The sequence below is a fragment of the Rhodococcus sp. YH3-3 genome (assembly GCF_001653035.1).
Taxonomy (GTDB): Bacteria; Actinomycetota; Actinomycetes; order Mycobacteriales; family Mycobacteriaceae; genus Rhodococcus_F; species Rhodococcus_F qingshengii.
The window spans coordinates 2,091,564-2,116,270 of the sequence record NZ_BCWH01000001.1 but is presented as its reverse complement, the minus strand read 5'-3'; the positions used below and the strand labels follow the sequence as shown (position 1 = coordinate 2,116,270).

Here is a 24,707-nt window from a genome sequence, read left to right as displayed (position 1 = left end):
CGGTGCCGGTTCGGCTGACTTGGCGGTTTCCGCGACAGCCTCGGCCGGCGCTGAAGGCGCAGAGTTTTCCGGCGCAGCGGCTTCGGGCTGGGCTGCTGGTTCGTCGGACTCGGGCTCGGCGGCCGCGCGCGATCCCGACTGGCGAACGATCGGGATCTCACCCGTCAGTTCGGCGACGGAGATGCCACCGGCTACGCCGCGCCGGCGTCGTCCACCTCGGGATTCGACGCTCTGACCGTTCCGCTTGAGCAGTTCCGCTACGGAAATCTGCTGACTGTCCTCGGTCATCAAGCACTCACCACCAATTCACCGCCCATTTCTGTGTCGAGCTTTCGCAGAATCAGACCCTCACGCAGTGCCCAGGGACAAATTTCCAGTTCGTCCACTCCGAGCGCCCGCATGGTTGCCTCTGCGATGAGCGCGCCGGCCACAATCTGCTGTGACCGATCCGAGCTCACTCCTTCCAATTCTGCACGGTCCGCCGCCGTCATCCTGGATATGAAGGCTATGAGTTGCCTGAGTCCGCTGGAAGTCAGGGTCCGTTTTGCCCGGGGGCCTGCGGCAGAAGGGGCCGCGCCGGTGAGCCGAGCCAACGATCGGAAGGTCTTCGAAGTCCCGACCGTGCGGTCCCAGTCGCCGGCGGCGCGCAGTTCCTTGGCTGGTCCGACCAACTCCGCGTCCAGCCAGTCACGCAACACAGCGACCCGGCGCTTGCCCGGCGGATCGGCCTGTAGCCAGTCGCGCGTCAACCGTCCGGCACCGAGTTGCAGTGAGAAGGCGACGTCCGGATCCTCGTCACCACCTGCTGTGAGTTCGAGCGAGCCGCCGCCGATGTCCAGGTTCAGGATGCGTCCGGCGCTCCAGCCGTACCAGCGGCGCACGGCCAGAAAGGTCAAGCGGGCTTCGTCGACCCCGGACAGAACCTCGAGGTTGACTCCGGTCTCGGCGCGGACGCGGGCGAGTACGGCTTCGGAATTGTTGGCGTCACGGACCGCGGAAGTGGCAAAAGCCATCATTTCCTCGCACCCGGACGTCTTGGCGATACCGGCGAATTCGGAAACCGTCGACACCAACCGATCGGCTCCTGACGTGGTGATATCGCCGCGGTCGTCAGTGTTTTCTGCCAGCCTCAACGTGGACTTGGTCGAGCTCATGGGTGTTGGGTGGCCGCCCCGATGGGCGTCCACAACCAATAGATGGACGGTATTGCTTCCGACGTCGAGTACCCCTAGTCGCACATCGCCACGTTACTGGGTCTACGGTCGGCCCTTGTGACAGCAGGTAACCCAGACCGGTCCCACAAGATGACTCCGAGCCCCGAGGTCGATCTCGATTTCCCTCGCGAATGGGTCGAATTTGTCGATCCGGATAACTCCGAACACCTCATTTCCGCTGATATGACGTGGTTGCTCTCGCATTGGACCTGCGTGTTCGGCACGCCGGCGTGTCAGGGCATCATCGGAGACCGCCCGGACGACGGTTGCTGCTCGCACGGCGCTTTCCTCTCCGATCAGGAAGATCAGGACAAGCTCGATGCGTCAGTGAAAATGCTCACAGCCGAAGACTGGCAGTTCATGGAAAAGGGTCTCGGCAAGAAGGGCTACGTCGAAGAAGACGACCTCGAGGACGAGCCCGCGCTGCGCACCCGCCGCTACAAAGGAGCGTGCATCTTCCTCAACCGGCCGGGTTTTGCCGGAGGCGAGGGCTGCGCTCTGCATTCCATGGCGCTCAAGAAGGGCATCGAGCCGCTCGAGGTGAAACCGGACGTGTGCTGGCAGCTACCGATCCGCCGCACCCAGGACTGGGTCGACCGGCCGGACGGCGTCCAGATCCTCAAGACCACGATCACCGAGTACGACCGCCGCGGCTGGGGTGAGGGCGGCGACGACCTCGCCTGGTACTGCTCCGGCTCCCCCGACGCTCATGTCGGGGAGCGGCAGGTCTGGCAGTCCTACGGGCCCGAGTTGACGGAACTTCTCGGAAAGCGCGCGTACGACGAGCTGGCTCGCCTCTGCAGACGTCGCGCGGGCCTCGGCCTCATCGCAGTCCATCCGGCGACCACGATCGCTCAGAACAAAGCTCAGGGCTGACTCCGCCTAGACAAAAGAATTCAGCCGCTCACACGATCGTGTGAGCGGCTGAATTCTCCTCGACATTTCTTCTCGACATTTCTTCTCGACGAGGTTCGATCACGCTTCGAGCTTGTAACCCAATCCACGGACCGTGACCAGATGTTCCGGCTTGGCCGGATCCGATTCGATCTTCGAACGCAACCGCTTCACGTGTACGTCAAGGGTTTTGGTGTCACCGACGTAGTCGGCGCCCCAGACGCGGTCGATCAACTGTCCGCGGGTCAGCACCCGACCGGAGTTGCGGAGCAGGTACTCGAGGAGGTCGAACTCCTTGAGCGGCAACGTCACCGGGTTACCCGCGACCTGCACGACGTGGCGCTCGACGTCCATCCGTACCGGTCCGGCCTCGAGCACCCCGTTGTCGGAGGCGAGGTCCGCCTCGTTCTCCACCCCGCGGCGCAGCACCGCACGGATGCGAGCGATCAGCTCGCGCGCCGAATACGGTTTGGTCACATAGTCGTCCGCACCGAGTTCCAGGCCGACAACCTTGTCGATCTCACTGTCACGCGCCGTCACCATGATGACGGGGACGCCGGAGCGCGACCGCAGCGCCTTGCAGACGTCCGTGCCACTCATGCCGGGCAGCATGAGGTCGAGCAGGACGATGTCCGCTCCGGAGCGATCGAATTCCGCCAACGCCGACGGTCCGTCGTTGACGATGGTGGTCTCGAAGCCTTCCTTGCGGAGCAGGAACGCCAGCGGGTCCGCCAAGGACTCCTCGTCCTCCACGATCAGCACACTCGTCATCGTTTGGCCTCCATGCCGTTTTCTCTACTGCCTTGTTCTCGTCTGCCGATCCGCGTGGAACCGGCGGTTCCCGCGTCGTCAGAGTCGATGTCGTCGTCCGACTCCACGTGTGCCGGTATCTGCAACGTGAAGGTAGACCCTGTTCCCGGTTTGCTCCACAGTTCGATGGAGCCGTTGTGATTGGCCGCGACGTGTTTGACGATCGCCAGCCCCAGACCGGTTCCACCGGTCTGCCGTGACCGCGCCTTGTCCACGCGGAAGAATCTCTCGAACACTCGCTCCTGGTCCGCTTTCGCGATGCCTTCTCCTCGGTCGGTGACTGCGATCGCGACATTGTCGCCGCGTACCGAACGACTGACGGACACCGGAGAACCCTTGGGCGAGTACGCAATAGCGTTCTCGATGAGGTTGGACAATGCTGTGACGAGGAGAGTCTGATCCCCGAGCACTTCCAGCCCACTCGGATGGTCGGTGGTGACCGTGATCCCGGCGGCCTCGGCCGACAGATTCGACCTCGACAGTGCTTCGGACACCACGGTGTCGACGTCGACCACGTCGAGATCCGGCAGCTTCTCGGCACCTTGCAGACGCGAGAGTGCGATCAACTCGGTGACCATCTTGCCCAGACGAATCGACTCACCGAGCACCCGTTCGCCGAAGTGGCGCACCGATTCCGGGTCGTCAGCGGACTCGAGCAGCGCCTCCGCGAGCAGGCTCATCGCACCGACCGGCGTCTTGAGTTCGTGGCTGACGTTCGCGACGAAATCGCGTCGGGTCGCCTCCATGCGGACCTGCTCGGAATCGTCGTCGGCGAACAGGACCACGAAGTTGCGATCGTCCTTGCTGAGCAACCGGGCCGTGCCACGTACCGCGATCTTGTCGCGGCCCCGCTGAGCGGTCTGCGCCGTCAGATCGACCTCGACGGGTTGACCCGTCCGCAGAACTTCCTGAGCAGCCCGCCAAGCTCGCTCGTCGACCAGACGATTCTTGACGAGACCGAGTTCCTCGGCGCGAGGATTGAAGAGCACGACGTCGTGAAAACCGTCGACGACGGCGATACCGCTTTCCGAAGCCAACACGATGAGGTCGAGAACCTGGGACATCGTGAGCCCGGTCTGTTCGTCCGAGCGCTGACTCTGGCGCGACGACAGCCTGGGGACCAGCACCCCGCCGACGAGGTAGCCGACCAAGCCGGCGACCACGACCAGCAGCACTGCAATCACGACACTCACGGCGCAATCGTACGTTCGCGCGAAGAGTCGGTTACGGCGGGTTCGGACGTTCCCACCCGTGTAATCCGCCAGGTGGACGGCGTTGGTTCGTCGTTCATCTGCTGTTGGCCGAGGCCCCCCGAAATCACTGTTCGGGGGGCCTCGACGCACATCATCGGGTTGCTACTTTCCGCCCTGATTCGCCACCGCGGCGGCGCCGGCAGCTGCGGCCTCCGGATCCAGGTAGGTGCCGCCGGGATTGAGCGGCTTCAGGTTCTCGTCGAGGTCGTAACGCAGCGGGATTCCGGTCGGGATGTTCAGGCCCGCGATGTCCTCGTCCGAGATGCCGTCGAGGTGCTTGACCAACGCACGCAGCGAGTTGCCGTGCGCGGTGACCAGCACGTTCCGACCGGCGAGCAGCTCCTGGGAGATGGTGTCCTCCCAGTACGGGATCAGACGCTTGACGACGTCGAGCAGGCACTCGGTCAAGGGAACCTCGTCGAGGTTCGCGTACCGGGGATCGGTGTCCTGGCTGTACTCGCTGCCGGCTTCGATGGCGGGCGGCGGGGTGTCGTAGCTACGACGCCAGAGCATGAACTGCTCGTTTCCGTACTCTTCCTTGGTCTGCGCCTTGTTCTTGCCCTGCAGAGCGCCGTAGTGACGCTCGTTGAGACGCCAGTCGCGCACTACCGGGATCCAGTGGCGATCGGCGGCGTCGAGCGCGAGGTTGGCTGTGCTGATCGCGCGGCGCAGCAGAGACGTGTAGAGAACGTCGGGCAACAGGTTGTGCTCGGCGAGCAGTTCGCCGGCGCGCTTGCCCTCGGCCATGCCCTTGTCTGTCAGGTGTACGTCCACCCAGCCGGTGAACAGATTGAGTGCATTCCATTCGCTCTCGCCGTGGCGGAGCAGGACCAGGGTTCCGATACTCATGGCGTTCATCCTGGCACGAGTACCGGAACCCTTCTTGATCAACCCTGTCCGGAAATCAGCTCGGGGCAACTTCCGCAGTTCGCAGATCCTTGCGGAGGATCTTTCCGGCCGCGGATTTCGGCACGGTGCTGATGAACGAAACCTGGCGGACCTTCTTGTGCGGCGAGACGCGCTCGGCGACGAAGGTGATCACGTCGGCTTCGGTCAACTCGGCGCCGTCCTGGAGCACGACGAATGCCTTCGGGACCTCTTCGCCCTCGGCGTCGAGCACACCGATCACTGCGGCGTCGGCGATCTGCGGATGGGTCAGCAGCAAGGCCTCGAGTTCCGCCGGGGGAACCTGGTAGCCCTTGTACTTGATCAGTTCCTTGAGGCGGTCGACGATCTTGACGACGCCGTCGCCGTCGACGGTCGCGATGTCACCGGTGTGCAGGTAACCGTCGTCGTCGAGGGTGTCCTTGGTGGCCTGGTCGTTGCCGAGGTAGCCGAGCATGATGTTCGGGCCCTTGCACCACAGTTCGCCGGGCTCGCTGACGCCGTCCGAGCCGAGAGGCGGGTACGCGACCTCTTCGCCCGTTCCGGGGTCGACGAGCTTGCATTCCATGTTGGCGATGGTCGGACCGCACGTGTCGAGGGCGATGTCGTCACGATCGAACGGGATCGCGTGCGAGACCGGGCTCATCTCGGACATGCCGTAGCCCTGGCGGACGTGGCAGTTCAACCGGTCGGCGACGGCCTTGCCGAGCGCCGCGTCGAGCGGGGCCGCACCGGAGAAGATGGTGTGCACGCTCGAGAGGTCGTACTGATCGACGAGCGGATGCTTGGCCAGCGCGACGGCAACGGGCGGTGCGACGAAGATGTACGTCGACTTCTGCTCGGCGACGATCCGCAGGAACTCGACGAGATCGAACTTCGGCATCGTGATGAGGCTCGCGCGGCGATAGAGCGCAGCGTTGAGCAGGACCGTCATGCCGTAGATGTGGAAGAACGGCAGGACCGCGAGAATCTTGTCGTCGGTCTCGATACCCATCCGCGGAATGATCTGGCAGACGTTGGCCACGAGGTTGCGATGAGTGAGCATGACCCCCTTGGGTCGGCCGGTGGTGCCCGAGGAGTACGGCAGCACCGCGAGTTGGGTGGCCGGATCGAAGGAGACCTCGGGCGCCGCTGCACCCTCGCCGAGCAGATCACGCAGCGAGAGGTGGCCTTCGGCCCCGTCGAGCACGAACACGTTCTCGGCCGGGATACCGACCAGGTCAGCAGCGGCCTTTGCCTGCGGCAGGAGCGGCGAGACGGTGAAGAGGAACTTGGCCTTGGAATCGGTGAGCTGCTTGGCGATGTCCTCGGCGGTGTAGAGCGCGTTGATCGTGGTCGCGACGCCACCGGCACGAAGGATGCCGTGGAAGACGGAACCGAAGGCCGGGACGTTGGGCGAATGCAGTCCGACCACGTCGCCGACGGCGAGTCCGCGCGCTGCGAGAGCGCCTGCAACGCCGTTGATCTGTGCGATCAGCGAAGCGTATGAGGTGACTGCGCCCGAACTGCCCTCGACGAATGCCGTCTTGTCGAGGTCTGCGGGGTCGGTATTTCCGAACAGGAAGTCATAGACGCTGAGGTTGGGGATTTCAACGTCGGGGAACGGACTCTTGAAGCTCACTGTGCTCCTCGAAAAGTTGCGCGGCGGGGTGGTGTGACCAACTTACTGTGACTCACGGGAACAGTATTATTCCGTGACGACAGTCACAAGTAAAGGCCACTTTACGTGACACATCCGCGATGTGTCTCACCCCGCTCGATCAGCTCTGCGCGGGCTCCTCCTCGATGAGGTGCTTGAACGGTTCGAGATTCGCCAGCGACTCGCCTCGCGACACCCGCCACGCCCACTCACGCTTGATGGACGAGGAGAAGCCGAGTTCGAGGATGACGTTGAAATCGCCGTCGGCGGCTTCGAGAACCTGACCGAGCACTCGGTCGAGTTCATCGCCGGTCACGGCATGCTCCGCGATCTTGCCGACCAGGTAGATGTCCCCGACCTTGTCGAGTGTGTACGCCACCCCGTACAGACGGCGGTTGCGCTTGAGCAGGAACTTGTAGACGCCTTCGAAGTTCTCGTCCACCTTGCGGCACACGAAGGCCTCGACCCGCACACCGTGATTGCCAACGGTGAGCAGAGTCGACGTCTTGAGTTTGTGTTCACCGGGAAGTTCGACGATGAAATGCGCGTCGTCTTTTCTGGTGAAGTCGAGTTCACGCTCGGTGAGGGCCTGCTCGATGGTGTCCGAAATGCTGCTCATGTACGCACTCCCCCGGTCCGGCGCAGACGCCACAGACCCCGCGCACGGCGGGGCGAGAAGTCGCTGGGACCGGTTCCGTTGTTGTAGTTGACTGCGGCTTTGCGATAGCTCTCGAGCAAACCGTCCGCGGTGTGTTCCCACGAGAAATTTTCGGCGTGACGCGGTGCCTGCGCGGCGAGTTCGGCCAAGCGCGTCGGTGCTGTCACCAAAGATTCGAGGGCGCCGGCCCAGTCTTCGGTGCGGTGTCCTTGAACCAGCAGGCCTGTCTCCCCGTTGCGTACGGCTACTCCCAGTCCGCCGACGTCGGCGGCGATCACGGGAGTTCCGCAGGCTTGAGCTTCGATGGCGACCAATCCGAAGGACTCCGAATAGCTCGGCACCGCAACCAGATCCGAGGCACGGTAGACATCGGCGAGACGCTCAGGAGCCTGCGGCGGCAAGAACGTCACCTGCGCTGTGATGCCGAGTGAGCGTGCCAGTTCGATCAGCACGTCCGGCCGCGCGAGGCCAGTTCCGGACGGCCCGCCGACGACGAGGATGCGCAACGGCAACTCGGGGCGACGGCTGATCACTTCGGCGGCAGCACGCAGCAGAACGTCCGGCGCTTTCAGAGGTTGGATCCGGCCGACGAAAGTCACGACGACCTCGCCCGGGTCCAACCCCAACGACGCGCGGGCGGAATCGCGATCGCCCGGTCGGTAGCGGGTGAGATCGGCGCCGGGAGCCACGACGTCGATACGCGTGGGATCTGCGCCGTACAACTCGTGCAGCGCCTTGGCTTCGTCGGTGGTGTTGGCGACCAGGCGATCGGACTCGGCGACTACTTGCTGCTCGCCGATCTGACGTGCTGCCGGCTCCGGGGTGTCTCCCTCGGCAAGCGAAAGATTCTTCACCGCCGCGAGGGTGTGGGCGGTGTGTACGAGGGGCACGCCCCAGCGGTCGCGGGCCAGCCAGCCGACCTGACCGGACAACCAGTAGTGCGAGTGAATCAGGCTGTAGTACCCGGGCTCGTGGCGCGCTTCCTCCCGCAGAACTCCTGCGACGAAGGCACACAGTTGAGTCGGCAGATCCGCCTTGTCCAGCCCTTCGAAGGGACCAGCAGCAATGTTCCGAACCCGCACTCCGGGAGCGGCGTCCACCACGGGTGCGTCGGCCGAGGACGTCGCGCGGGTGAATATCTCCACCTCGACGCCACGTTTGGCGAGCTGAATGGCGGATTGCAGAACGTAGACGTTCATCCCACCCGCGTCACCGGTGCCGGGTTGCGCCAATGGCGAGGTGTGGACCGAGAGAACGGCCACCCGGCGAGGGCGCGAAATGTGCATGGGCGTCACGACTCCATACTGCCCCCTCACCGGGCGCGAACTCTAACCGAGGCTCGAGATGAAGGTTCGCACTTCGGACACGAATCGTGTCGGATCCTCCACGAACGGGCCGTGATTGCAGCCTTCCCAGTACGACGCCTGGGACTTGGGAATCAGTTCCTCGGCGTGCTTACCTGCGCTCACGTCGACGACGGAGTCGTCGGTTCCGTGCAGAACGAGGACCGGGATGTCCAGGTTGCGAAGCAACTCGTCGTGACCGACAGCACGGTTGAACAGTGCTGCGCGCACCCGCGGACGCGTCGAGAGGCTGTACCCGAACAAGGCCTGCGACGCTGCACCCTTGCCCTCGGGTGGGCCGGTGAGAGCATTGCCGAAAGCGCCGAGTGCACGGATCGCCTCGCGGGGATCTTCGGACATCGCGCCGGGAACTGCGCTACGCATCGCCGAGCCGACCTTGCCACCTTTTTCGCCGCGCCCGATGCTGGTGATCGCCCCGACCAGAACCGCACCCGCCACCGCGCCGGTGCCGTGCGCTGCCAGGTAATCGCAGATCACCAGACCGCCGTACGACCAGCCGAGCAGGATCGCGTTCTCGGTGACGCCTTCGGCCGCAAGAACAGCCGCGACGTCGCCGGCCCAGTTCGCGGAATCGTCGTATCCGGATTCGGGCGCATCGGAGTAACCGTGGCCGCGCAGATCGACGGCGATCAGCCGATAGTCCGCGGCCAGGTCCGCGAGGACCTGCTCGCCCCAGCACTGCGAGGACTGAGCCCAGCCGTGCAGCAACACCAGCGGGGTCCCCGCCGAATTTCCGGTTACTCGATAGACGATGGACGTGCCGTCGACGCTGACGGCTTCACGAATAGACATGCCGTCACGATAGAGGCTGCGACTGCGGCGCCGACGGCGAGTATGTAGGCCGACGGGACGCCGTAGCGATCGATCAGCTGTCCGGCCAGCGCAGACCCGAGCGCCACGCCGACGCCGAGGCCGGTAACCGTCAGGGTCATTCCCTCGGTGAGCTTTTCCGGCGGGACGATCTGTTCGACCAGGGCTGTCGCGATGATGAGCGTCGGTGCGATGGTCGCGCCCGCCAGCACGTAGGCACCCGCAAGTGCGGCCACGTTTCCGACCAACAGAAGCGGGACGCTGAGAACGGCGACCGCCGAGGACGCGATCATCAACTGCCCGCGCAGCGATCGCGCCGGGTGCATCGACCCGAAGATCAGTCCCGCGATTCCCGAACCGCCGGCGAACAGCGCGAGGACCAGCGTCGCCGACCCCGGCGAATTCTGTTCCTTGGTGAACGCGATGGCGCCGACGTCGATGACGCCGAAGATCGTTCCGAGCATCACCATGATCACGATGACGATCCACATCACGTGGTTACCGAGAACCGATCGTCCGCGGCCGGGTCGACGCGGATGCACCTTCGGTTCGGTTCTGCGCTGTATGACCAGCAGCAGGGTTCCGGTGACCAGCAGGATCAACCCTGCCAGTGGTCCAGCCTCGGGGAAGAGCCCGATGCTCAGACCTACCGAGATGACCGGGCCCGCCACGAAGCAGAGCTCGTCCACCACCGATTCGAAGGCGAAGGCGGTGCGCATCTGAGGTTTTCCGACGTAGATCGCGACCCATCGGGCGCGAATCATCGCCCCGATCGTCGGCGTGGCGCCGCCAGGCACAATCAGCACGAACAGCAGCCAGTCGGGAGCTTCCATCCGGACTGCGAGCAGGAGCGCCCCGATCGCGGTGACGCTCACGGCTGCGGCAATCGGCAGGACCGCTCGCTGTCCGAAGCGGTCGACCGCACGCGAGACCGCGGGCGCGATGATCGCCGACGAGAGCGCAAAAACCGCGGCGAGCGCGCCGGCGAGCGCGTAGTCACCACGAAGTTGCGAGATCATCGTCACGATTCCGATACCGATCATGGCGATCGGCAGCCTTGCGACAAATCCGGCGGCCGAGAAGGCGACCGATCCGGGGGCGGCAAAGATCTCGCGGTAGGCGCTCAGCAGGCCTTTGTTGGTGGATTCGCTCATGTCAGCTTCTCGTGCACTGAACAAGGTTCACAGAGCCGAGGCCGACTCGACAAATCGTTTTCACTGTGCGCTCGGGTTGACCTGTCGGTAACTTGCCTTACGATTGCGCGAATGAGTGTCCTGGTGTGTTTCCACGCCCATCCCGATGACGAAGTTTTCACTACGGGCGGCGTGATGAGAATGGCCGCCGACGCAGGTCACCGCGTCGTAGTCGTCACCGCTACCGACGGTGCTCTCGGTGAATTCCCCGACGGACTGTTGGACGAATACGAGACGTTGGCTCAGCGCCGCAGCCGTGAGCTCGAGGCGTCCACCGACGCGTTGGGTGCCAGTCGCGTCGTGTCCCTGCACTACCCGGATTCGGGGATGGTGGGTACGCCCGAGAACGAGAATCCGGAAGCGTTCTGCAACGTCGACGTCGAGAAGGCCGCCGAGCGTCTGGCCGAGGTTCTTCGTGAAGAGAACGCCGATGTCCTGACCATCTACGACCCCAACGGCGGATACGGCCACCCGGATCACATCCAGGTCCACCACGTCGGCGTTCGTGCTGCAGAACTCGCGGGCACGCCGTTCGTCTACGAGGCGTCCACCAACCGCGATCACATGAAGATGCTGATGCAGGCCAACCCCGAGTGGACCGAGGAGGCGCAGCCGCCGGACATCGAATCGTTCGGGCTTCCGGCTGACCAACTCACCACCGCGGTCGATGTCAGTTCGGTGATCTCGTCCAAGCGCGCGGCCATGTACGCGCACGCAACGCAGGTCGGCGATTTCGGCCCGTTCCTCGAAATGCCGACGGAGCAACTCGCCGCGGCATTCGGCACCGAGTGGTTCCGTCGTCGCAACGCGCCGGAAGGGCTGTCGGAAACCGCCCTGCCCCTGTGAGTCACCGCCCTCGATAAACCGAAGTCCCGACGGAGGTTTCGGCGGCTCGTTACCATCGGTAGGCATGGACCTCGAACAACTTGTCGCGAGCATGCCTTTTGCAGTTCACACCGGTATTCAGTTGGACAGCGCGGCACCCGAACAGGTTGTCGGCCATCTGGATTGGGACAGCCACCGCACCACCGCCGGCAACGGAATGCACGGCGGCGCCTTGATGACGCTGGCAGACAGCGTCGGCGCCGTCTGTGCATTCCTCAATCTGCCGCCCGGCGCAAGTACGTCCACCACCAGTTCGTCGACCGTCTTCACTCGCGGCGTGCGCAAGGGCACGGTCACCGCAACCGCCCGGCCACTGCATGCGGGGCGCAGCACCGTCGCGGTGGTGACCGAGATCCGCGACGACGAGGGCCGCCTCGTCGCTCAGGTCACCGCATCACAGGCAGTACTGGGACCGTGAAGCTTCCCGCGTACCGCGCTTCGGGTGCCACCCTGCCGTACGGCAATCTGCTTGCCTCCCATGACGTTGCGATGGAGGGTTACTTCTGGCGATTCACGATGCCAGACAGCGGACGGGTGGTGATCGCGCTCGCCGGAATCAACAAGGCCGACGGCGACAGCTGGTCGACGCTCGGTCTCGCGGCACACCCAGGCGGATTCCTCCGCACTGCTGAGCATCCGAATGGATCGGCCGATCCCCGTATCCTGGGGGCCTACGCCGACAACGCTTTCCGCGGCAATGCCGATCGACTCCAGGTCGATTTCGGCGACAGTCATCTCGACGTACGCATCAGTAATCAGCGATTCTGGCCGCACCGCCGCTTCGGGGGGTCGAGTTACTTCCAATCAGTTCCCGCACTCAATCAGTACTGGCATCCGTGGCTGCTCGGCGGCCGGGTCGAGGGAAGCGCCGTCATCGACGGACAGAGCTGGGATCTCACCGGAGCGCAGGTGTACGGCGAGAAGAACTGGGGAAAGGGAGGATTCCCGGAATCCTGGTGGTGGGGACAGGCACAGGGGTTCACCGATCCTCGAGCCTGCGTGGCGTTTGCCGGCGGACAGGTCAGCGCCGGACCTCTGCGCACCGAAGTCACCGCCGTCGTTGCCGCGCTACCGGACGGAACGGTGTTGCGGCTGGGTAATCCTCTGACGTCACAGGTGGAGACGACGGTGTCCGACGATCGCTGGACGCTTCGGGGTTACAGCCGGAAGTGGAGCGTCGACATCGACGGGACCGCACCCATCGCCGACGCACACATACTTCCTGTTCCGATACCTGCCGAGCGTCGAAACGTGCCAGGAGCGCTCGAGCATCTCGGTGGAACGATGTCGGTCATCGTCCGGCGACGCGGCACCATCGTCTGGAAGGACAGGTCGAGGTTGGCTGCTCTCGAGCACGGCGGATTGGATCGGGCGCAGGCCGAACTCACTCGGCGGGAACAGCTCTCGCAAGATCGATGAGAGCGGAGGCCGCAGGATTCTTGCCGCCCGACGAACGCCAGACCAATTCCAGCCGAGATCGCGCCTCCGGTTCGAGATCGATCCGATGCAACTCCCCCACTGCCGACTCGGGAAGCACGGCCATTCCCAGCCCCTGCGCGGCCAATGAAACGATGATGCCGAGGTTGCTTGCCTCGAGCGCAACCGTCGGCGTGGTGCCGGCCGCGGCGCACGCGAAGTTCAGACACGTCCTGATACCGGTTCCCTCCGGCAGACAGATGACCGATCGCGTGGCGAGCTCGGCAAACGGTAGAGACGACACCTCGGCCAGCGGATGATCCGTTGCCACTCCGGCCACCAGTCGTTCGTCGGTGATCACCCTCGATTCGAGCCCTTCCGGCAGCTCTCCCGCCACCCCGATGACGGCTATGTCGAAGGTTCCGTCCGACACTCCGGCAAGCAGACTGCGCGAATCGTCCTCGGCCAGCGAGATGTCCAGGCCGGGGTGTCTGGTGTGCAACCGACTGAGCAGATCGGTCAGATCGGCGGAGGCACAGGCGGTGACCATCCCGACCGAAACGGAGCCGCGAACAAGTCCGTTCAGGGCATCGACAGCGTCGCGGGTGCTCTGAACGGAAGCAAGTGCAGCGTAGGCGTGTGGGAGGACAGCTCGCCCGGCGTCGGTCAGACAAACGGTTCGACCACTACGGTCGAGCAATTCCTGCCCCAGCTCACGTTCCAGCCTTTTGACCTGCGCACTCACACCCGGCTGGGCTACGTGAAGCCGCTCGGCGGCGCGAGTGAAATTAGCTTCCTCAACGACAGCGACAAAGTACTCGAGTTGCCGAAGTTCCATAACTGCTAATTCTAGCTGCGAGACAAACTAGATCTTGGACTTATCGCCGGTGCGGTAGAACGATGGAAGCATGACAACAACAGATGACGTTCAGAAGGCCGGAACCCCGGAAGACATCGCGAAGCTTTTCGTGCAGTTCGCCAACGCTGGTGACGCAGACGCCGTCGCCGCACTTTACGAGGAGGATGCGGTGATGGCCTTCCCGCCCGGGTCCCTCACCGTGGGCCGCCAAGCCATCCGCGAGGTGATCTCTCAGATGCTGGCAGCTGCACCGAGATTCACCGTCGAGGAATCTCTACCGACGGTGATCAGCGGCGACCTGGCAATGACCTCGACCAAACCTTCCGACGGAACCGGCGGGCGCACGCAGGTCGCGCGCCGCCAGCCCGACGGATCTTGGTTGCGAGTCTTGGATCGACCGGAACTCTGACTACCCTCTTCGCAGTCAGACGGCCGACGCGCGGCGCATAGCCGCAGCGGGATCAGCAAACAGTGAACTCAGTGACACGACCGTGGAAGCGTATTCCTGAACCCGATTGCCGAAACCGGTAATTCGAATGTCCTTACGCTCCAAGGAGGATGCCGTCGAGAAGGCCTCGGCGACATGGGGCACCCCGGCGGGATAGTCGGTAAATGCCTGACCACCCAGAATCACCCGATCCGGGTTGAACAGGTCACGCAGCATCGCCACTGTCCGGCCGAGGACGCGTGCTCGATCAACCAGAAGCTCGTGTGCCGGAATGGAACCCGACGACGCGGCCCGGTAGACGTCCGCGATCGTGACACGCTCGCTGCCCTGGATCACGGCGCCCGAAGACAAAGCCTGCGCGACTACGGCGCGGTCACTGATCGTCGCTTCAAGGCAACCCACGGCTCCGCAGGTGCACCGTGCGGACGAACCGGTGGGGAGGTGCGCGATCGAACCGGGTCCGCTGGACGGCGTGTGTACTCGCCCTTCGAAAGTGATTGCGATGCCGGCAGTTTCACGAGCGTAGAAGTACAAGCCGGTAGTGCCCGGCGTCGGGGCTTCGGCACGATCGGTGCTGAGCAGAAGTTCCGACGCGGCCATCGCCTCGACGTGGGCGGCTACCGATACAGGGAGATCCAAGCCGGCTCCGATGATGGACCCGACCTTGGCGCCCTTCCATCCCAGACGCGGGTGATCGACGACTCCGGTCGCTGAATCGACGCGACCGCCGATGGCCACGCCGACGGCAAGCGGACGACGCTTGTGCCACCGCGAGGCAAAGGATTTGGCCGAGCGCGCAATCGTGGCAAGCGCGACAGCAGAATTGGTGGCAGGCGTCGGAATCTCGACGGCGCCGAGCACCTTTCCTCGAATGTCGCTGGCGATGATGCTGGTGACGACGGCACCGATGTGGATGCCGACTGTCAGATAAGGCTCGTGGTTGACCTCGAACGGAACTCGCGGACGCCCGATTGCTCCGGAGGCCGTCAGGTCCGCGCGTTCGCGCAGGATCCCGAGGTCCAGCAGGCTCGTGACCTGCCGGTTCACGGTGGCGATGCTCAGCCCTGATGCCTTTGCCGCAGTGTCACGTGAGAGCGGCCCACGGGATCGAGCAATGCGCAACACAGTCGCAGACGGACCGTCGGCGATGCGTAGTTCGGGCGCAACTATCTGGGTACGGGTCCGGGTTCCCGAGAGCGCGGTTCGCGATCGGATATTCGGAATGGCGGAGATTGTGGGTGTCGACATGGCTGTCCCTTGCAGAAGGAGGAGAAGGCGCATATCTCTGTCGACCGAGAAATCAGCGTTTCCACTGGTCACACGAAGAAATAGACAGAAAAGGCGCAGAAATTAGCTGCAGAAAGAACGGCGGCGACAACACAGCTCTCGCGCCAGAGGCAGACGCGAACCAAGCGCAGCGGTCACATAGGTGACCCGCAAAGCGGCAGGCTGGTCGGTCGACATGGCTCCAAAAGTAGCAGCTTCACCGAGATTCACAAATCAGGTGCGGTAACGATCACACTGAACGCAACCCTGTCGGGGCGAAATCTCGCGTGTTTGGGTGGGCACACTCCCCACGAAAGGTGCACCATGTCTACAGCTTTCGCCAAGCCGACCCTCACGAATTCGGCATCAACGAACGGAGCGGCCGTTGACGCCGCTCGCGGCACTGTCACCACCCTCGGCGCGCATATCGGCGCCCGAATCGACGGAATCACTCTCGGCGGGCATCTCGACCCGGCGACGATTTCCCTCATCCGGCAAGCACTTCTCGAACACAAGGTGATCTTCTTTCGCGGGCAAGACCACCTCGACAACGATTCGCAGTACGAGTTCGCCCAACTGCTGGGTACCCCGACCACTGCCCACCCCACCGTGAAGTCGCACGGCGCAAAAGTTCTGCCCATCGACTCGGACCTGGGCAAGGCCAACAGCTGGCACACCGACGTCACCTTCGTCGACCGCATCCCCAAGGCTTCGATCCTGCGCGCGGTGCAGCTACCCGAATACGGCGGTTCCACGACGTGGGCGTCAGGGGTAGCCGCCTACAACGGACTGCCGGATCCGCTCAAGGCGCTCGCGGAGAACCTCTGGGCTCGCCACACGAACGTCTACGACTATGCGGCAACCAGCGCCGAGCGGCTCACCGAAGATCGCACGGCCGCCTACCGCGAGGAGTTCCAGTCCACGTACTTCGAGACGGAACACCCGGTGGTGCGGGTCCACCCCGAAACCGGAGAACGCACGCTCGTCCTCGGACATTTTGTCAAGAACTTCGTCGGGTTGAGCACCGAACAGTCGAACGGTGTATTCAAGCTCTTGCAGGATCACGCCATCAAGCTCGAGTACACGACGCGGTGGAACTGGGAAGCGGGTGACGTCGCGATCTGGGACAACCGCGCCACCCAGCACTACGCGATCGCCGACTACGACGATCAGTACCGGCGGCTGGAGCGCATCACCCTTGCCGGCGACATCCCGGTCAACATCCACGGGGAACGAAGCCGCAGCATCGCCGGCGACGCTTCCGAATACTCGATCATCGAAGGCGCCTCGACTCTCCCATGACTTCACCGGATTCCGCCCCTCCTCCGCACGCCCGCGGATACGAAGGCTTCGAGGGTCGAATCGGCCGCACCGCAGCCGATTCGACCCCGTCGTGGCCCACCTCCACGACCCCGATTCCCGGATCACCCAACATCGTCGTGGTTCTGATCGACGACATGGGGTACAGCGACATCGGGCCGTTCGGCTCCGAGATCGAGACTCCCACCCTCGACCGCCTTGCCGCGCAGGGCATTCGGATGACCAACTATCACACGACGCCCCTCTGCTCTCCGTCGCGCGCAGCTCTTCTCACCGGCCTGAATCCGCACCGCGCCGGGTACGGTTTTGTCGCCAACGCCGATCCCGGCTACCCCGGACTGCGTCTGGAATTGGCCGACGACGTCCAGACACTCCCCGAAATCCTCCGCGGCGCGGGCTATGCGACCTATGCCGTCGGCAAGTGGCACCTCGTACGCGACGCCAACCTGGCCCCGGGACGAAGTCGTGACTCCTGGCCGACGCAGCGCGGTTTCGATCGCTACTACGGCTCACTCGAAGGCCTCAACTCCTTCTACTATCCCAATCAACTGATCTCCGACAATTCTGTGGTCGACGTGGACGAGTACCCCGAGGGGTACTACCTCACCGACGATCTGACCGACAAAGCGGTCGGGTACATCAAGGACCTCCGCGCCCACGATCAGGACAAGCCGTTCTTCCTCTACTTCGCACACGTCGCCATGCACGGACCGTTGCAGGCCAAGCCTGCCGACCAGGAAAAGTACCGCGGCCGCTACGACGAAGGGTGGGATCGAATCCGCGAGTCGCGGTTCGCCTCTCAGCTCGTGCAAGGCCTCTTTCCGGAAGGTACGCAACAAGCACCGCGAAACTCCGAACCCGGCTTCGACGTCCCCGAATGGGAATCACTCACGCCGGAAGTGCAGTCCAGGTTCGCCCGCTACATGGAGGTGTACGCGGCGATGGTCGACTCGATCGATCAGAGCGTCGGACGCATCGTCGACACCCTGGACGAACTCGGCGAGCTCGACAACACGATCATCGTCTTCACCTCCGACAACGGCGGCACCGCCGAGGGCGGTTCGGACGGGACCCGAAGCTACTTCGCACAGTTCGCGCATATTCAGGATCCGGACTGGGTGGGCGATGTCCCCCACGACGAATCCCTCATCGGCGGACCTGAATTGGGCGTCCACTATCCACGTGGATGGGGACAGACGTCCAACACCCCGTTCCGGTTCTACAAAGGGCAATCCTTTGCCGGCGGGATCCGTGTTCCTTTTCTCCTGTCCTGGCCCGCTGGACTGAAACCCGGAGCAGACGACAACGGGATTCGCGACCAGTTCGCGTACGTCACCGACCTGACCCCTACGCTGCTCGAACTGGCCGGAATCGACGCACCCAGTGTGCGAAACGGGCTCCCGGTGAAAGAGTTCGACGGGGTGTCTTCCGCGTCCGTTCTGCGTTCGTCTGCCGCTCCGAGCACTCACACCGAGCAGTACACCGAGATGACCGGCAACCGTGGCTACTACAAGGACGGCTGGAAACTGCTGGCTCTCACCCCGGCGGACATCGACAAACCGCACTGGCAGTTGTTCGACGTCCGCACCGACCCGACCGAGCTCGACGACCTGGCATCACGGTTTCCCGACAAGGTTCGCGAACTCGCCGAGGCCTGGGACCACTCGGCGTGGGCGAACACCGTGTTTCCTCTACTCGGCAATACCGTCGGCGCGGTTCGCCGTCCGGAGGAAGGAGCACTCTCACGCCCGGTGCGACTACTTGCCGGAACGCCCCCGCTGGAGCGCTACCGCTCATCCAAGCTGATCGGGTTCCGCGACTTCGACATCACGGTCGAACTCGACGGTTACCGCGAAGGTGACGCCGGTGTCCTTGTCGCCCATGGCGATCCGCAGGGTGGGTACCTTCTCTACGTCGAGGACGGGCATCTGCATCTCGGGTACAACGCGTTCGGTTCCTACTCCGTTGTCGACGCCGGACCGCTGGCGCTCGGCACCGAACGCATCGAGCTGTCGGTGACGGTGGTACCGCGGTTGCGTTGGGATCTCCACGTCAGCGTCGACGGCATTCACGCGGGCCAGCTGCTCGGGCAAGTACAACTGGTGGGAATGGCGCCGTGGACCGGTATCTCGGTCGGTGTCGACGCCAGGGGACCTGTGTCGTGGGAGGTACGACGACGCCATGGTCCCTTCCGGTACAGCGGCGCGCTGCGCGCCGTCACCTACACACCCGGCCGGATACAAGTACCGCGTCGTCACATCGAATCCATCGAACGGGAAGCAGAGTATGCCGCCGACTAGCCCTACGATTGCATCATGACCATTTCTTCCGATGCCCGCATCGCCGTAGTCACCGGAGCCAGCTCCGGAATCGGTGAGGCCACCGCCCGCACCCTGGCAGCTCAGGGATTCCACGTCGTGATCGGTGCTCGCCGCGTCGATCGTCTCGAGAAGATCGCCGAGGAAATCGGTGGTACCGCTCTCGAACTCGACGTCACCGACGAGGATTCCGTCGACGCGTTTGCGGCCGTGGTCCCACGTGTCGACGTGTTGGTCAACAACGCGGGTGGTGCAAAGGGTCTGGCAACAGTCCTGGACGCGGATCTGGACGACTGGCGGTGGATGTGGGAGACCAATGTTCTGGGCACGTTGCGTGTGACGAAGGCACTGCTGCCCAAGCTGATCGATTCGGGTGACGGTCTGGTCGTGACCATCACCTCGGTGGCCGCGCTGGAGGCATACGACAACGGCTCGGGCTACACCACCGCCAAGCACGCTCAAGCCGTCCTTCATCGGACATTGCGTGGTGAACTGTTGGGCAAGCCCGTTCGACTGACCGAAATCGCGCCGGGAGCCGTCGAGACGGAGTTCTCACTCGTCCGGTTCGAGGGCGATCAGGACAAGGCCGACAAGGTGTACGAGGGAATCACACCGTTGGTGGCGCAGGACATCGCCGAGATCATCGGTTTTGTCGCGTCGCGGCCGTCACATGTGAACCTCGATCAGATCATCGTCAAGCCGAGGGATCAGGCAAGCCCCGGTCGGTTCCACCGCACCACCAGCTAGTTCGAATCGTTCTGACTAACCAGTGCGAATCACCCGGTGCAGGACGAGGCCGAGATTGCGTGCAATCTCGGCCTCCGTCATTTCCGTGGAAGCGCTACGGGCACTTACGGTTTCACCAGCGGTGACGATGTACCGACCATCTCCGGCATAGTCGTACCAGTGGAACGTTATTCCGTCGTCTGTCGGTCTGCTGTCCAGCGCTCCTCCCGGGTATGTGGTGACTTCACCTATCGAGGTCCGCTCTCGGCCGAAGAATCTGCTCACTTCCTCGCTCCCGCGCGCACCGGCAGCACTGCTCAGAAAGCTCGCTCTACCGGAAGTTTTCGGCCTTTCGATGCTCACACCACGCTCCGATCCAGCGGGGCAGGTCGGCAGGTGATCGACGAGCATCCGTGGAATTGCCGATGGGCGTACCACGGTGAAAACCACGTCGGAGCCACAGTCGACAGTCCTGCCGGGCAGTTGAGTCAGGAGCACCCCCAGGTCGCCGGCAACAACGCCGTGCAATCGCGTCACCGTACTCATGTTCTGCCCGTGAAAACCGGAAACCTCAACGCGAGCATCAGGATTCGCAAGAGCACCGAGAACGTGATGCAGCCGATCGTCGAGCAACCAAGCCAGGTGTGCTCCCGCTCGACGTCGCTCTTCTGTCAGCTCGTTCATGGTTTCGGCCGTCGGACGAAACCGCAGCGGGTACGGGAGTCGGTCACGTCCGACCGCTTCCCAGAGAATCTGGAATTCGAGGCCGGTGAACTGCCACTGCATGGTGGTCATTCGCCCAGCACCGCCGGGGAGACCATCGGTAGGTCGCCGACCAGGGCATTGCCGTTCTCGACTGTGACGAGGTAGCCGGGGGTGTCGTGAACGTTGTCTTCGTCTTGCCCTTGCCCTCGTCCCGGTGCCATGCCGCCGACGCCACCCATCGCGCCCCGACCGCTCTGCGCGCCCGTCGCCGAGGTACCGCCAGTTCCGTTGACGCCCCCACGCCCGCCATTGGCGAGGCCGCCCACGCCGCCAGGGCCGAGAGCGCCACCTCCGGTTCCACCTGGCCCGAAGCCTCCGGTACCGATTCCACCTGCGGAACCACCACCCGAACCGCTACCCATGAGGCCTGAAGGCACTCCGGAACCGAGCTGAGCACCATTCGGAGTTGCACGAGCTAGGCCATCTGGCGCTGCACCGGCGGACAGTGGACCGGCATATGCCGCCGTGGTCCCGGCCGGGTCGGAATCGGTTCCGGATCGAACTGCATCGACGTTCGGATTCCCTTGGGCATCAACGCCGCTACGGTTGTCACCATTTCCGGAATCGGTGCCGGATGGATTCTGACCGGAACCGTGTCCGGGCGGGTTTGCCCCGCCGGAGTTTCCACCGTCCGCTCCCCCGCCAATTCCGCCACCCGATGTAGATGGCGTGCCGAGCCCGTTTCCTGGACCCGAAAAGTTCCCGCCGTCGGCACCACCACCACCGAATGCGCCGCCACTTCCAGCCCCGCCACTTCCAGCCCCTCCACCGCCGGTGACCGGATTGAATGCGGCCGGGAGGATCGGCACCTGATCGTCCGCACGCTTCATGGACGGCAGATACACGTCCTTCATCACCTGGCGCGCTTGACGTTCGGCTTCTTCCGCTTCGTATTGGGCCTGCTTCCATGTAGCCCCGGGAACCATGCTGAGAAACCTCTCGACCGTCGAGGCGCCGTCGGGGGCCGGAATCGAGCGTTTGGCCTCGTCGAGTGCGATCTTCGCCTCCTCGATCTTGTTCGAGATCAGATCGACCCGCACCTTCAGCTCACCCGCATCAGCCGAGTAGACCAGCACTGCTTCCAGCGCAGCCGAGCCGCCGCGCCCCTGCCAGCCTTCGGTGATCGCACCGTTCACGTCGTTCTGGAACTTCCCGATGCCGGCTTCGACCCGGCCTGCAATGGCCTTCCAAGCCTCACCGATCGCACTCAGGGTTGCCGGATTCATCTCGTTGACGTGGTCGAAGATTTCGGAGTGCGACATCGCATCGAACGGATCGTCGTCCACGATTGCGTGTTCGCTGTACTCGAGCGACGACGTCTGAGCGGTGAGGGCATCGCGCTCACCCCAGGCTCGTGCGCGCTCCACATCGGCGTCGACGGTCGCAGCAGCCATCTCGTCGTCGAACGCGCCGCGGTCGTCGGTTATGGATTGCACCAGAGCAGATGTAGCGATTGCGCTCGCGATGGGAGTGCCGACAACTGGCAATGCCGCCACGCCAGCAGGCACGGCCTGCGTCGCTTCGGAGATTCTTCCCAGCACGTCTTCCAGAAATGGAATGCCCACCGCTGTCCCCCTGAAGTCGAAAACCCCCGTCGGACTCCCCCGAGCCGACAGCACTTACCTGTACAGACGCAAGCAGAGCCCGGACGGTTCCCTCATCCACGGATTTACCGCAGTACAGAGTTACGGCAGTGCCGACATCGACTTCCAGGTCGGCAGATCGATTGCCCAGTCGTAGATGTCGCCGTCCGCAGGAGACAGGTCGATCGACGTGCCGGTCACCTCTACGGGGTCACCGTAGAGGGCGGTTCCGAAGTATTCCTGCGCGTCGGATGTCGACAGGTTGATGCAACCGTTCGTGACGTTCGACGAGCCCTGCACCCCGGTGGTCTCAGGATTGGCGTGGATGAATTCGCCGTTGTTGGAGATGCGCACGGCCCAACGCTCACGCACGTTCTCGTAGAACGGCGGATTGGACATCATGAAGTCTTCGTACTTCTCCGTCACCATGTGAATGCCGCTGCGCGTGACGTTGCGAGGTTCGTTTCCCTCGCCGTAGCTGACGGGAATGTCCATGATCGTCTGACCGTCGCGCACCACCTGCATGCGGTGGCTGGGCGCATTCGCCTTCACGATCTGGCTACGACCGATCGTGAAGTCGAGCGTGAGATCCTGGTCGCCGAAGGCGCCACCGCCGTAGTTCAAGCCGTATAGCTTGGCGTCCAGATGGACAGTCGTGCCCGGCACCCAGTAATCGGCCGGACGCCAATGGGCCCGCGATCCGCCGTTGTCGTCGGCCAGCCAAGCCCACGATCCGGCGGTGGGCGGCACGGTGGTCACGACAAGCGCCTTCTCGACGGCCGCCTTGTCGACGACGGAGTTGTCGAACTGCAACGTGATCGGTGCCGCGATACCAACTTCTTGGCCGTCGGCGATGTTGAGGGTGGCGCCGGTGGTCGACTCCGGGGCAACCGTCGTAAAGCTCCCTTGGACTGGCACGGATTTACCGTCGGTCCCGGTTGCCGAGCCCGACCACGAATACGTGGTGCCGTAGCCGAGTGCCTCACTGACGGTGAACGATGTCTTGTCAGGCGACAATTGTCCTGCAACGGCTTTACCGGCCGCATTGCTGAGGCTGACGTCGGACAGCGTTCCCTGGGTCACGGCTACCGAGACGGGGGCGACCGGGCTGACATCTTTGGTGCCGGGCGCCGGCGTCGACACCACGGTCGCCACCGGTGCTGGCTCGGCGGCCGCCGCGCCGCCCTGTCCGTCCTTGCCACCGATCGTGCAGCCGACGACGGCCACCATCACAGCGAGCAATACAGCTACCAACGCAACAAGACGCGAACGACTTCTCCTACCACCCAGCTCATGCACTTCAACAGGCTACCTGCGGGCTCTGTCAGGAATCAGACGGTGCAGCCCACAGTTACCGGTTCCGGTTCCAGGCGGACGCCGAACGCGGCCTCGACTCCGTCGCGCACTGCCCGCGCGAGCGAGACCACATCCGCACTCGTTGCGGACCCTCTGTTGGTCAACGCCAAGGTGTGTTTGGTCGACAGCCTGGCCGGTGCATCTTCGCCGGGATAACCCTTCGAGAATCCGGCCCGTTCGATCAACCATCCGGCCGAGAGCTTGGTTCCACCACTGCCGGGGAACTGCGGCACGGTGACGTCGCCGAGCTGTTCGGCGATGGCTGCGAGCACGGCAGGCAGCTTGTCGTCGGGCACCACGGGGTTGGTGAAGAAGGAACCCGCGCTCCAGGTGTCGTGGTCGTACGGATCGAGCACCATCGCCTTACCCGTCCGAAGTCCCAGAACTGCCTCGCGGACCTGCGACGCAGGTAACCGCTCGCCTTCTTCTGCCCCCAGTGCGGTGAACAGTTCGCGGTACGCGAGCGGGGCGCTCAATCCGTCGGTCGACGCGTCGAATTCGACGGCGAGAACCAGTGCTGCGTCCGAATGCTTGAGGACGCTCGACCGGTAACCCAAGTCGAGTTTCGACGGTTCGACCCACGACACTTCGCTACTGCGTCGGTCGAGCAATTGAACCCGCCGGAGCCGCGAGCCCACCTCGACGCCGTACGCGCCGACGTTCTGCACCGGCGTCGCACCGGTCGAGCCCGGAATCCCGGACAGGCACTCGAGGCCACCCAGTTCCGCGGCGACCGATTGACCGACTACTTCGTCCCACACGGCACCCGCTTCGGCAACGACGCGGTCCGTGTCGAGGCTCACGGTGGTGTTGGCCACACGAACGACAACTCCGTCGAATCCCGAGTCGGAGATCACGAGATTGGATCCGCCGGCGAGAATCAGCGTCGGGATCTGCTCGCGATCGAGCAGCGTCACGACGTCGATCAACGACTGCGTCGTCGGACATTCGGCGAGCAGCCGCGCCGGTCCCCCGATTCGGAGCGTCGTCAATCCCGACAAGTCAACGTTCTCGGACACGAAAGCGCCTGATTCCACGACGCGTC

General features: G+C 63.9%; 23 protein-coding genes and 1 pseudogene. 8 read left to right on the top strand and 16 right to left on the bottom strand.

All coding sequences use genetic code 11. The features are described from left to right. Window positions 1–288: pseudogene (locus tag YH3_RS36020) on the bottom strand (hypothetical protein); the annotation flags it as partial. Next, entirely contained in the window at window positions 288–1,238 is a 951-nt protein-coding gene (locus YH3_RS09910; RefSeq protein WP_003941975.1) for a Ppx/GppA phosphatase family protein, read from the bottom strand. The pseudogene YH3_RS36020 and the gene YH3_RS09910, both read right to left, overlap by 1 nt. Window positions 1,239–1,304: 66 nt before the next feature. Between YH3_RS09910 and YH3_RS09905 the strand changes: the two genes are divergently transcribed. Then, window positions 1,305–2,090 carry a hypothetical protein gene (locus YH3_RS09905; RefSeq protein WP_003941928.1) on the top strand — a complete coding sequence of 262 codons (786 nt, stop codon included), beginning with the start codon at window positions 1,305–1,307 and terminating at the stop codon, window positions 2,088–2,090. A 99-nt stretch (window positions 2,091–2,189) separates the two neighbouring features. On the opposite strand, the gene YH3_RS09900 is transcribed toward YH3_RS09905, so the two are convergent. From YH3_RS09900 to YH3_RS09865, 8 genes are all read right to left on the bottom strand, one after another. Next, window positions 2,190–2,879: a response regulator transcription factor gene (locus YH3_RS09900; RefSeq protein ID WP_003942020.1), complete on the bottom strand. Its 690-nt coding sequence runs from the start codon at window positions 2,877–2,879 to the stop codon at window positions 2,190–2,192. After that, complete coding sequence (locus YH3_RS09895) at window positions 2,876–4,111, bottom strand: cell wall metabolism sensor histidine kinase WalK (RefSeq protein WP_003941938.1); 1,236 nt, start codon at window positions 4,109–4,111, stop codon at window positions 2,876–2,878. The genes YH3_RS09900 and YH3_RS09895 overlap by 4 nt, the downstream gene beginning before the upstream one ends. 162 nt (window positions 4,112–4,273) lie before the next feature. Then, on the bottom strand, window positions 4,274–5,029 hold the full coding sequence (locus YH3_RS09890) for a phosphoglyceromutase (protein WP_003941992.1): 756 nt from the start codon (window positions 5,027–5,029) through the stop codon (window positions 4,274–4,276). Between the two features lie 46 nt (window positions 5,030–5,075). Beyond that, the gene (locus YH3_RS09885; protein ID WP_064443315.1) at window positions 5,076–6,677 is read right to left on the bottom strand and encodes an AMP-binding protein; all 1,602 of its coding nucleotides are present in this window, start codon (window positions 6,675–6,677) and stop codon (window positions 5,076–5,078) included. Between the two features lie 139 nt (window positions 6,678–6,816). Beyond that, window positions 6,817–7,314 carry a YbjN domain-containing protein gene (locus YH3_RS09880; RefSeq protein ID WP_047268888.1) on the bottom strand — a complete coding sequence of 166 codons (498 nt, stop codon included), beginning with the start codon at window positions 7,312–7,314 and terminating at the stop codon, window positions 6,817–6,819. Continuing rightward, on the bottom strand, window positions 7,311–8,639 hold the full coding sequence (gene mshA / locus YH3_RS09875; protein WP_003941843.1) for a D-inositol-3-phosphate glycosyltransferase: 1,329 nt from the start codon (window positions 8,637–8,639) through the stop codon (window positions 7,311–7,313). The genes YH3_RS09880 and mshA overlap by 4 nt, the downstream gene beginning before the upstream one ends. Window positions 8,640–8,681: 42 nt before the next feature. Continuing rightward, window positions 8,682–9,509 carry an alpha/beta fold hydrolase gene (locus tag YH3_RS09870; RefSeq protein WP_042452989.1) on the bottom strand — a complete coding sequence of 276 codons (828 nt, stop codon included), beginning with the start codon at window positions 9,507–9,509 and terminating at the stop codon, window positions 8,682–8,684. Then, the gene (locus YH3_RS09865; RefSeq protein WP_064443314.1) at window positions 9,455–10,681 is read right to left on the bottom strand and encodes an MFS transporter; all 1,227 of its coding nucleotides are present in this window, start codon (window positions 10,679–10,681) and stop codon (window positions 9,455–9,457) included. Before YH3_RS09865 ends, YH3_RS09870 begins: the two co-directional genes overlap by 55 nt. 111 nt (window positions 10,682–10,792) lie before the next feature. Here YH3_RS09865 and YH3_RS09860 point away from each other — a divergent pair, with 111 nt between their 5' ends. From YH3_RS09860 to YH3_RS09850, 3 genes are all read left to right on the top strand, one after another. Continuing rightward, window positions 10,793–11,566 carry a PIG-L family deacetylase gene (locus YH3_RS09860; protein WP_003942001.1) on the top strand — a complete coding sequence of 258 codons (774 nt, stop codon included), beginning with the start codon at window positions 10,793–10,795 and terminating at the stop codon, window positions 11,564–11,566. 64 nt (window positions 11,567–11,630) lie between these two features. Continuing rightward, window positions 11,631–12,023, top strand: coding sequence for a PaaI family thioesterase (locus YH3_RS09855; RefSeq protein WP_003942017.1), 393 nt, complete (start codon window positions 11,631–11,633; stop codon window positions 12,021–12,023). Then, the gene (locus tag YH3_RS09850; RefSeq protein ID WP_064443313.1) at window positions 12,020–13,024 is read left to right on the top strand and encodes a tocopherol cyclase family protein; all 1,005 of its coding nucleotides are present in this window, start codon (window positions 12,020–12,022) and stop codon (window positions 13,022–13,024) included. Before YH3_RS09855 ends, YH3_RS09850 begins: the two co-directional genes overlap by 4 nt. Here YH3_RS09850 and YH3_RS09845 read toward each other — a convergent pair. After that, window positions 12,990–13,859, bottom strand: a complete 870-nt coding sequence (locus YH3_RS09845) for a LysR family transcriptional regulator (protein WP_064443312.1) — start codon at window positions 13,857–13,859, stop codon at window positions 12,990–12,992. The two genes, YH3_RS09850 and YH3_RS09845, sit on opposite strands and share 35 nt — an antisense overlap. Before the next feature lie 70 nt (window positions 13,860–13,929). Between YH3_RS09845 and YH3_RS09840 the strand changes: the two genes are divergently transcribed. Continuing rightward, entirely contained in the window at window positions 13,930–14,289 is a 360-nt protein-coding gene (locus tag YH3_RS09840; RefSeq protein WP_054187841.1) for a nuclear transport factor 2 family protein, read from the top strand. 15 nt (window positions 14,290–14,304) lie between these two features. On the opposite strand, the gene YH3_RS09835 is transcribed toward YH3_RS09840, so the two are convergent. After that, complete coding sequence (locus YH3_RS09835) at window positions 14,305–15,576, bottom strand: ROK family transcriptional regulator (RefSeq protein ID WP_074447122.1); 1,272 nt, start codon at window positions 15,574–15,576, stop codon at window positions 14,305–14,307. 342 nt (window positions 15,577–15,918) lie between these two features. On the opposite strand from YH3_RS09835, the gene YH3_RS09830 reads away from it, so the two are divergent. The 3 genes from YH3_RS09830 to YH3_RS09820 are packed head-to-tail and all read left to right on the top strand — an operon-like array spanning window position 15,919 to window position 19,979. Further along, window positions 15,919–16,896 (top strand): TauD/TfdA family dioxygenase, encoded by a 978-nt coding sequence (locus YH3_RS09830; RefSeq protein ID WP_042452972.1) that lies wholly within the window; start codon window positions 15,919–15,921, stop codon window positions 16,894–16,896. Next, window positions 16,893–19,214, top strand: coding sequence for an arylsulfatase (locus tag YH3_RS09825; protein ID WP_054187842.1), 2,322 nt, complete (start codon window positions 16,893–16,895; stop codon window positions 19,212–19,214). Before YH3_RS09830 ends, YH3_RS09825 begins: the two co-directional genes overlap by 4 nt. Window positions 19,215–19,229: 15 nt before the next feature. After that, window positions 19,230–19,979: an SDR family NAD(P)-dependent oxidoreductase gene (locus YH3_RS09820; RefSeq protein ID WP_003942076.1), complete on the top strand. Its 750-nt coding sequence runs from the start codon at window positions 19,230–19,232 to the stop codon at window positions 19,977–19,979. Between the two features lie 15 nt (window positions 19,980–19,994). On the opposite strand, the gene YH3_RS09815 is transcribed toward YH3_RS09820, so the two are convergent. The 4 genes from YH3_RS09815 to YH3_RS09800 all read right to left on the bottom strand — a co-directional run bounded on the left by YH3_RS09815 (window position 19,995) and on the right by YH3_RS09800 (window position 24,681). After that, window positions 19,995–20,753 carry an ESX secretion-associated protein EspG gene (locus YH3_RS09815; RefSeq protein WP_003941991.1) on the bottom strand — a complete coding sequence of 253 codons (759 nt, stop codon included), beginning with the start codon at window positions 20,751–20,753 and terminating at the stop codon, window positions 19,995–19,997. After that, window positions 20,750–22,288, bottom strand: a complete 1,539-nt coding sequence (locus tag YH3_RS09810; RefSeq protein ID WP_064443311.1) for a hypothetical protein — start codon at window positions 22,286–22,288, stop codon at window positions 20,750–20,752. The genes YH3_RS09815 and YH3_RS09810 overlap by 4 nt, the downstream gene beginning before the upstream one ends. Window positions 22,289–22,408: 120 nt before the next feature. After that, complete coding sequence (locus tag YH3_RS09805; RefSeq protein ID WP_042452959.1) at window positions 22,409–23,605, bottom strand: Ig-like domain-containing protein; 1,197 nt, start codon at window positions 23,603–23,605, stop codon at window positions 22,409–22,411. Window positions 23,606–23,637: 32 nt separating this feature from the next. Next, the gene (locus YH3_RS09800) at window positions 23,638–24,681 is read right to left on the bottom strand and encodes a UDP-N-acetylmuramate dehydrogenase (protein WP_064443506.1); all 1,044 of its coding nucleotides are present in this window, start codon (window positions 24,679–24,681) and stop codon (window positions 23,638–23,640) included. Window positions 24,682–24,707: the final 26 nt, after the last annotated feature.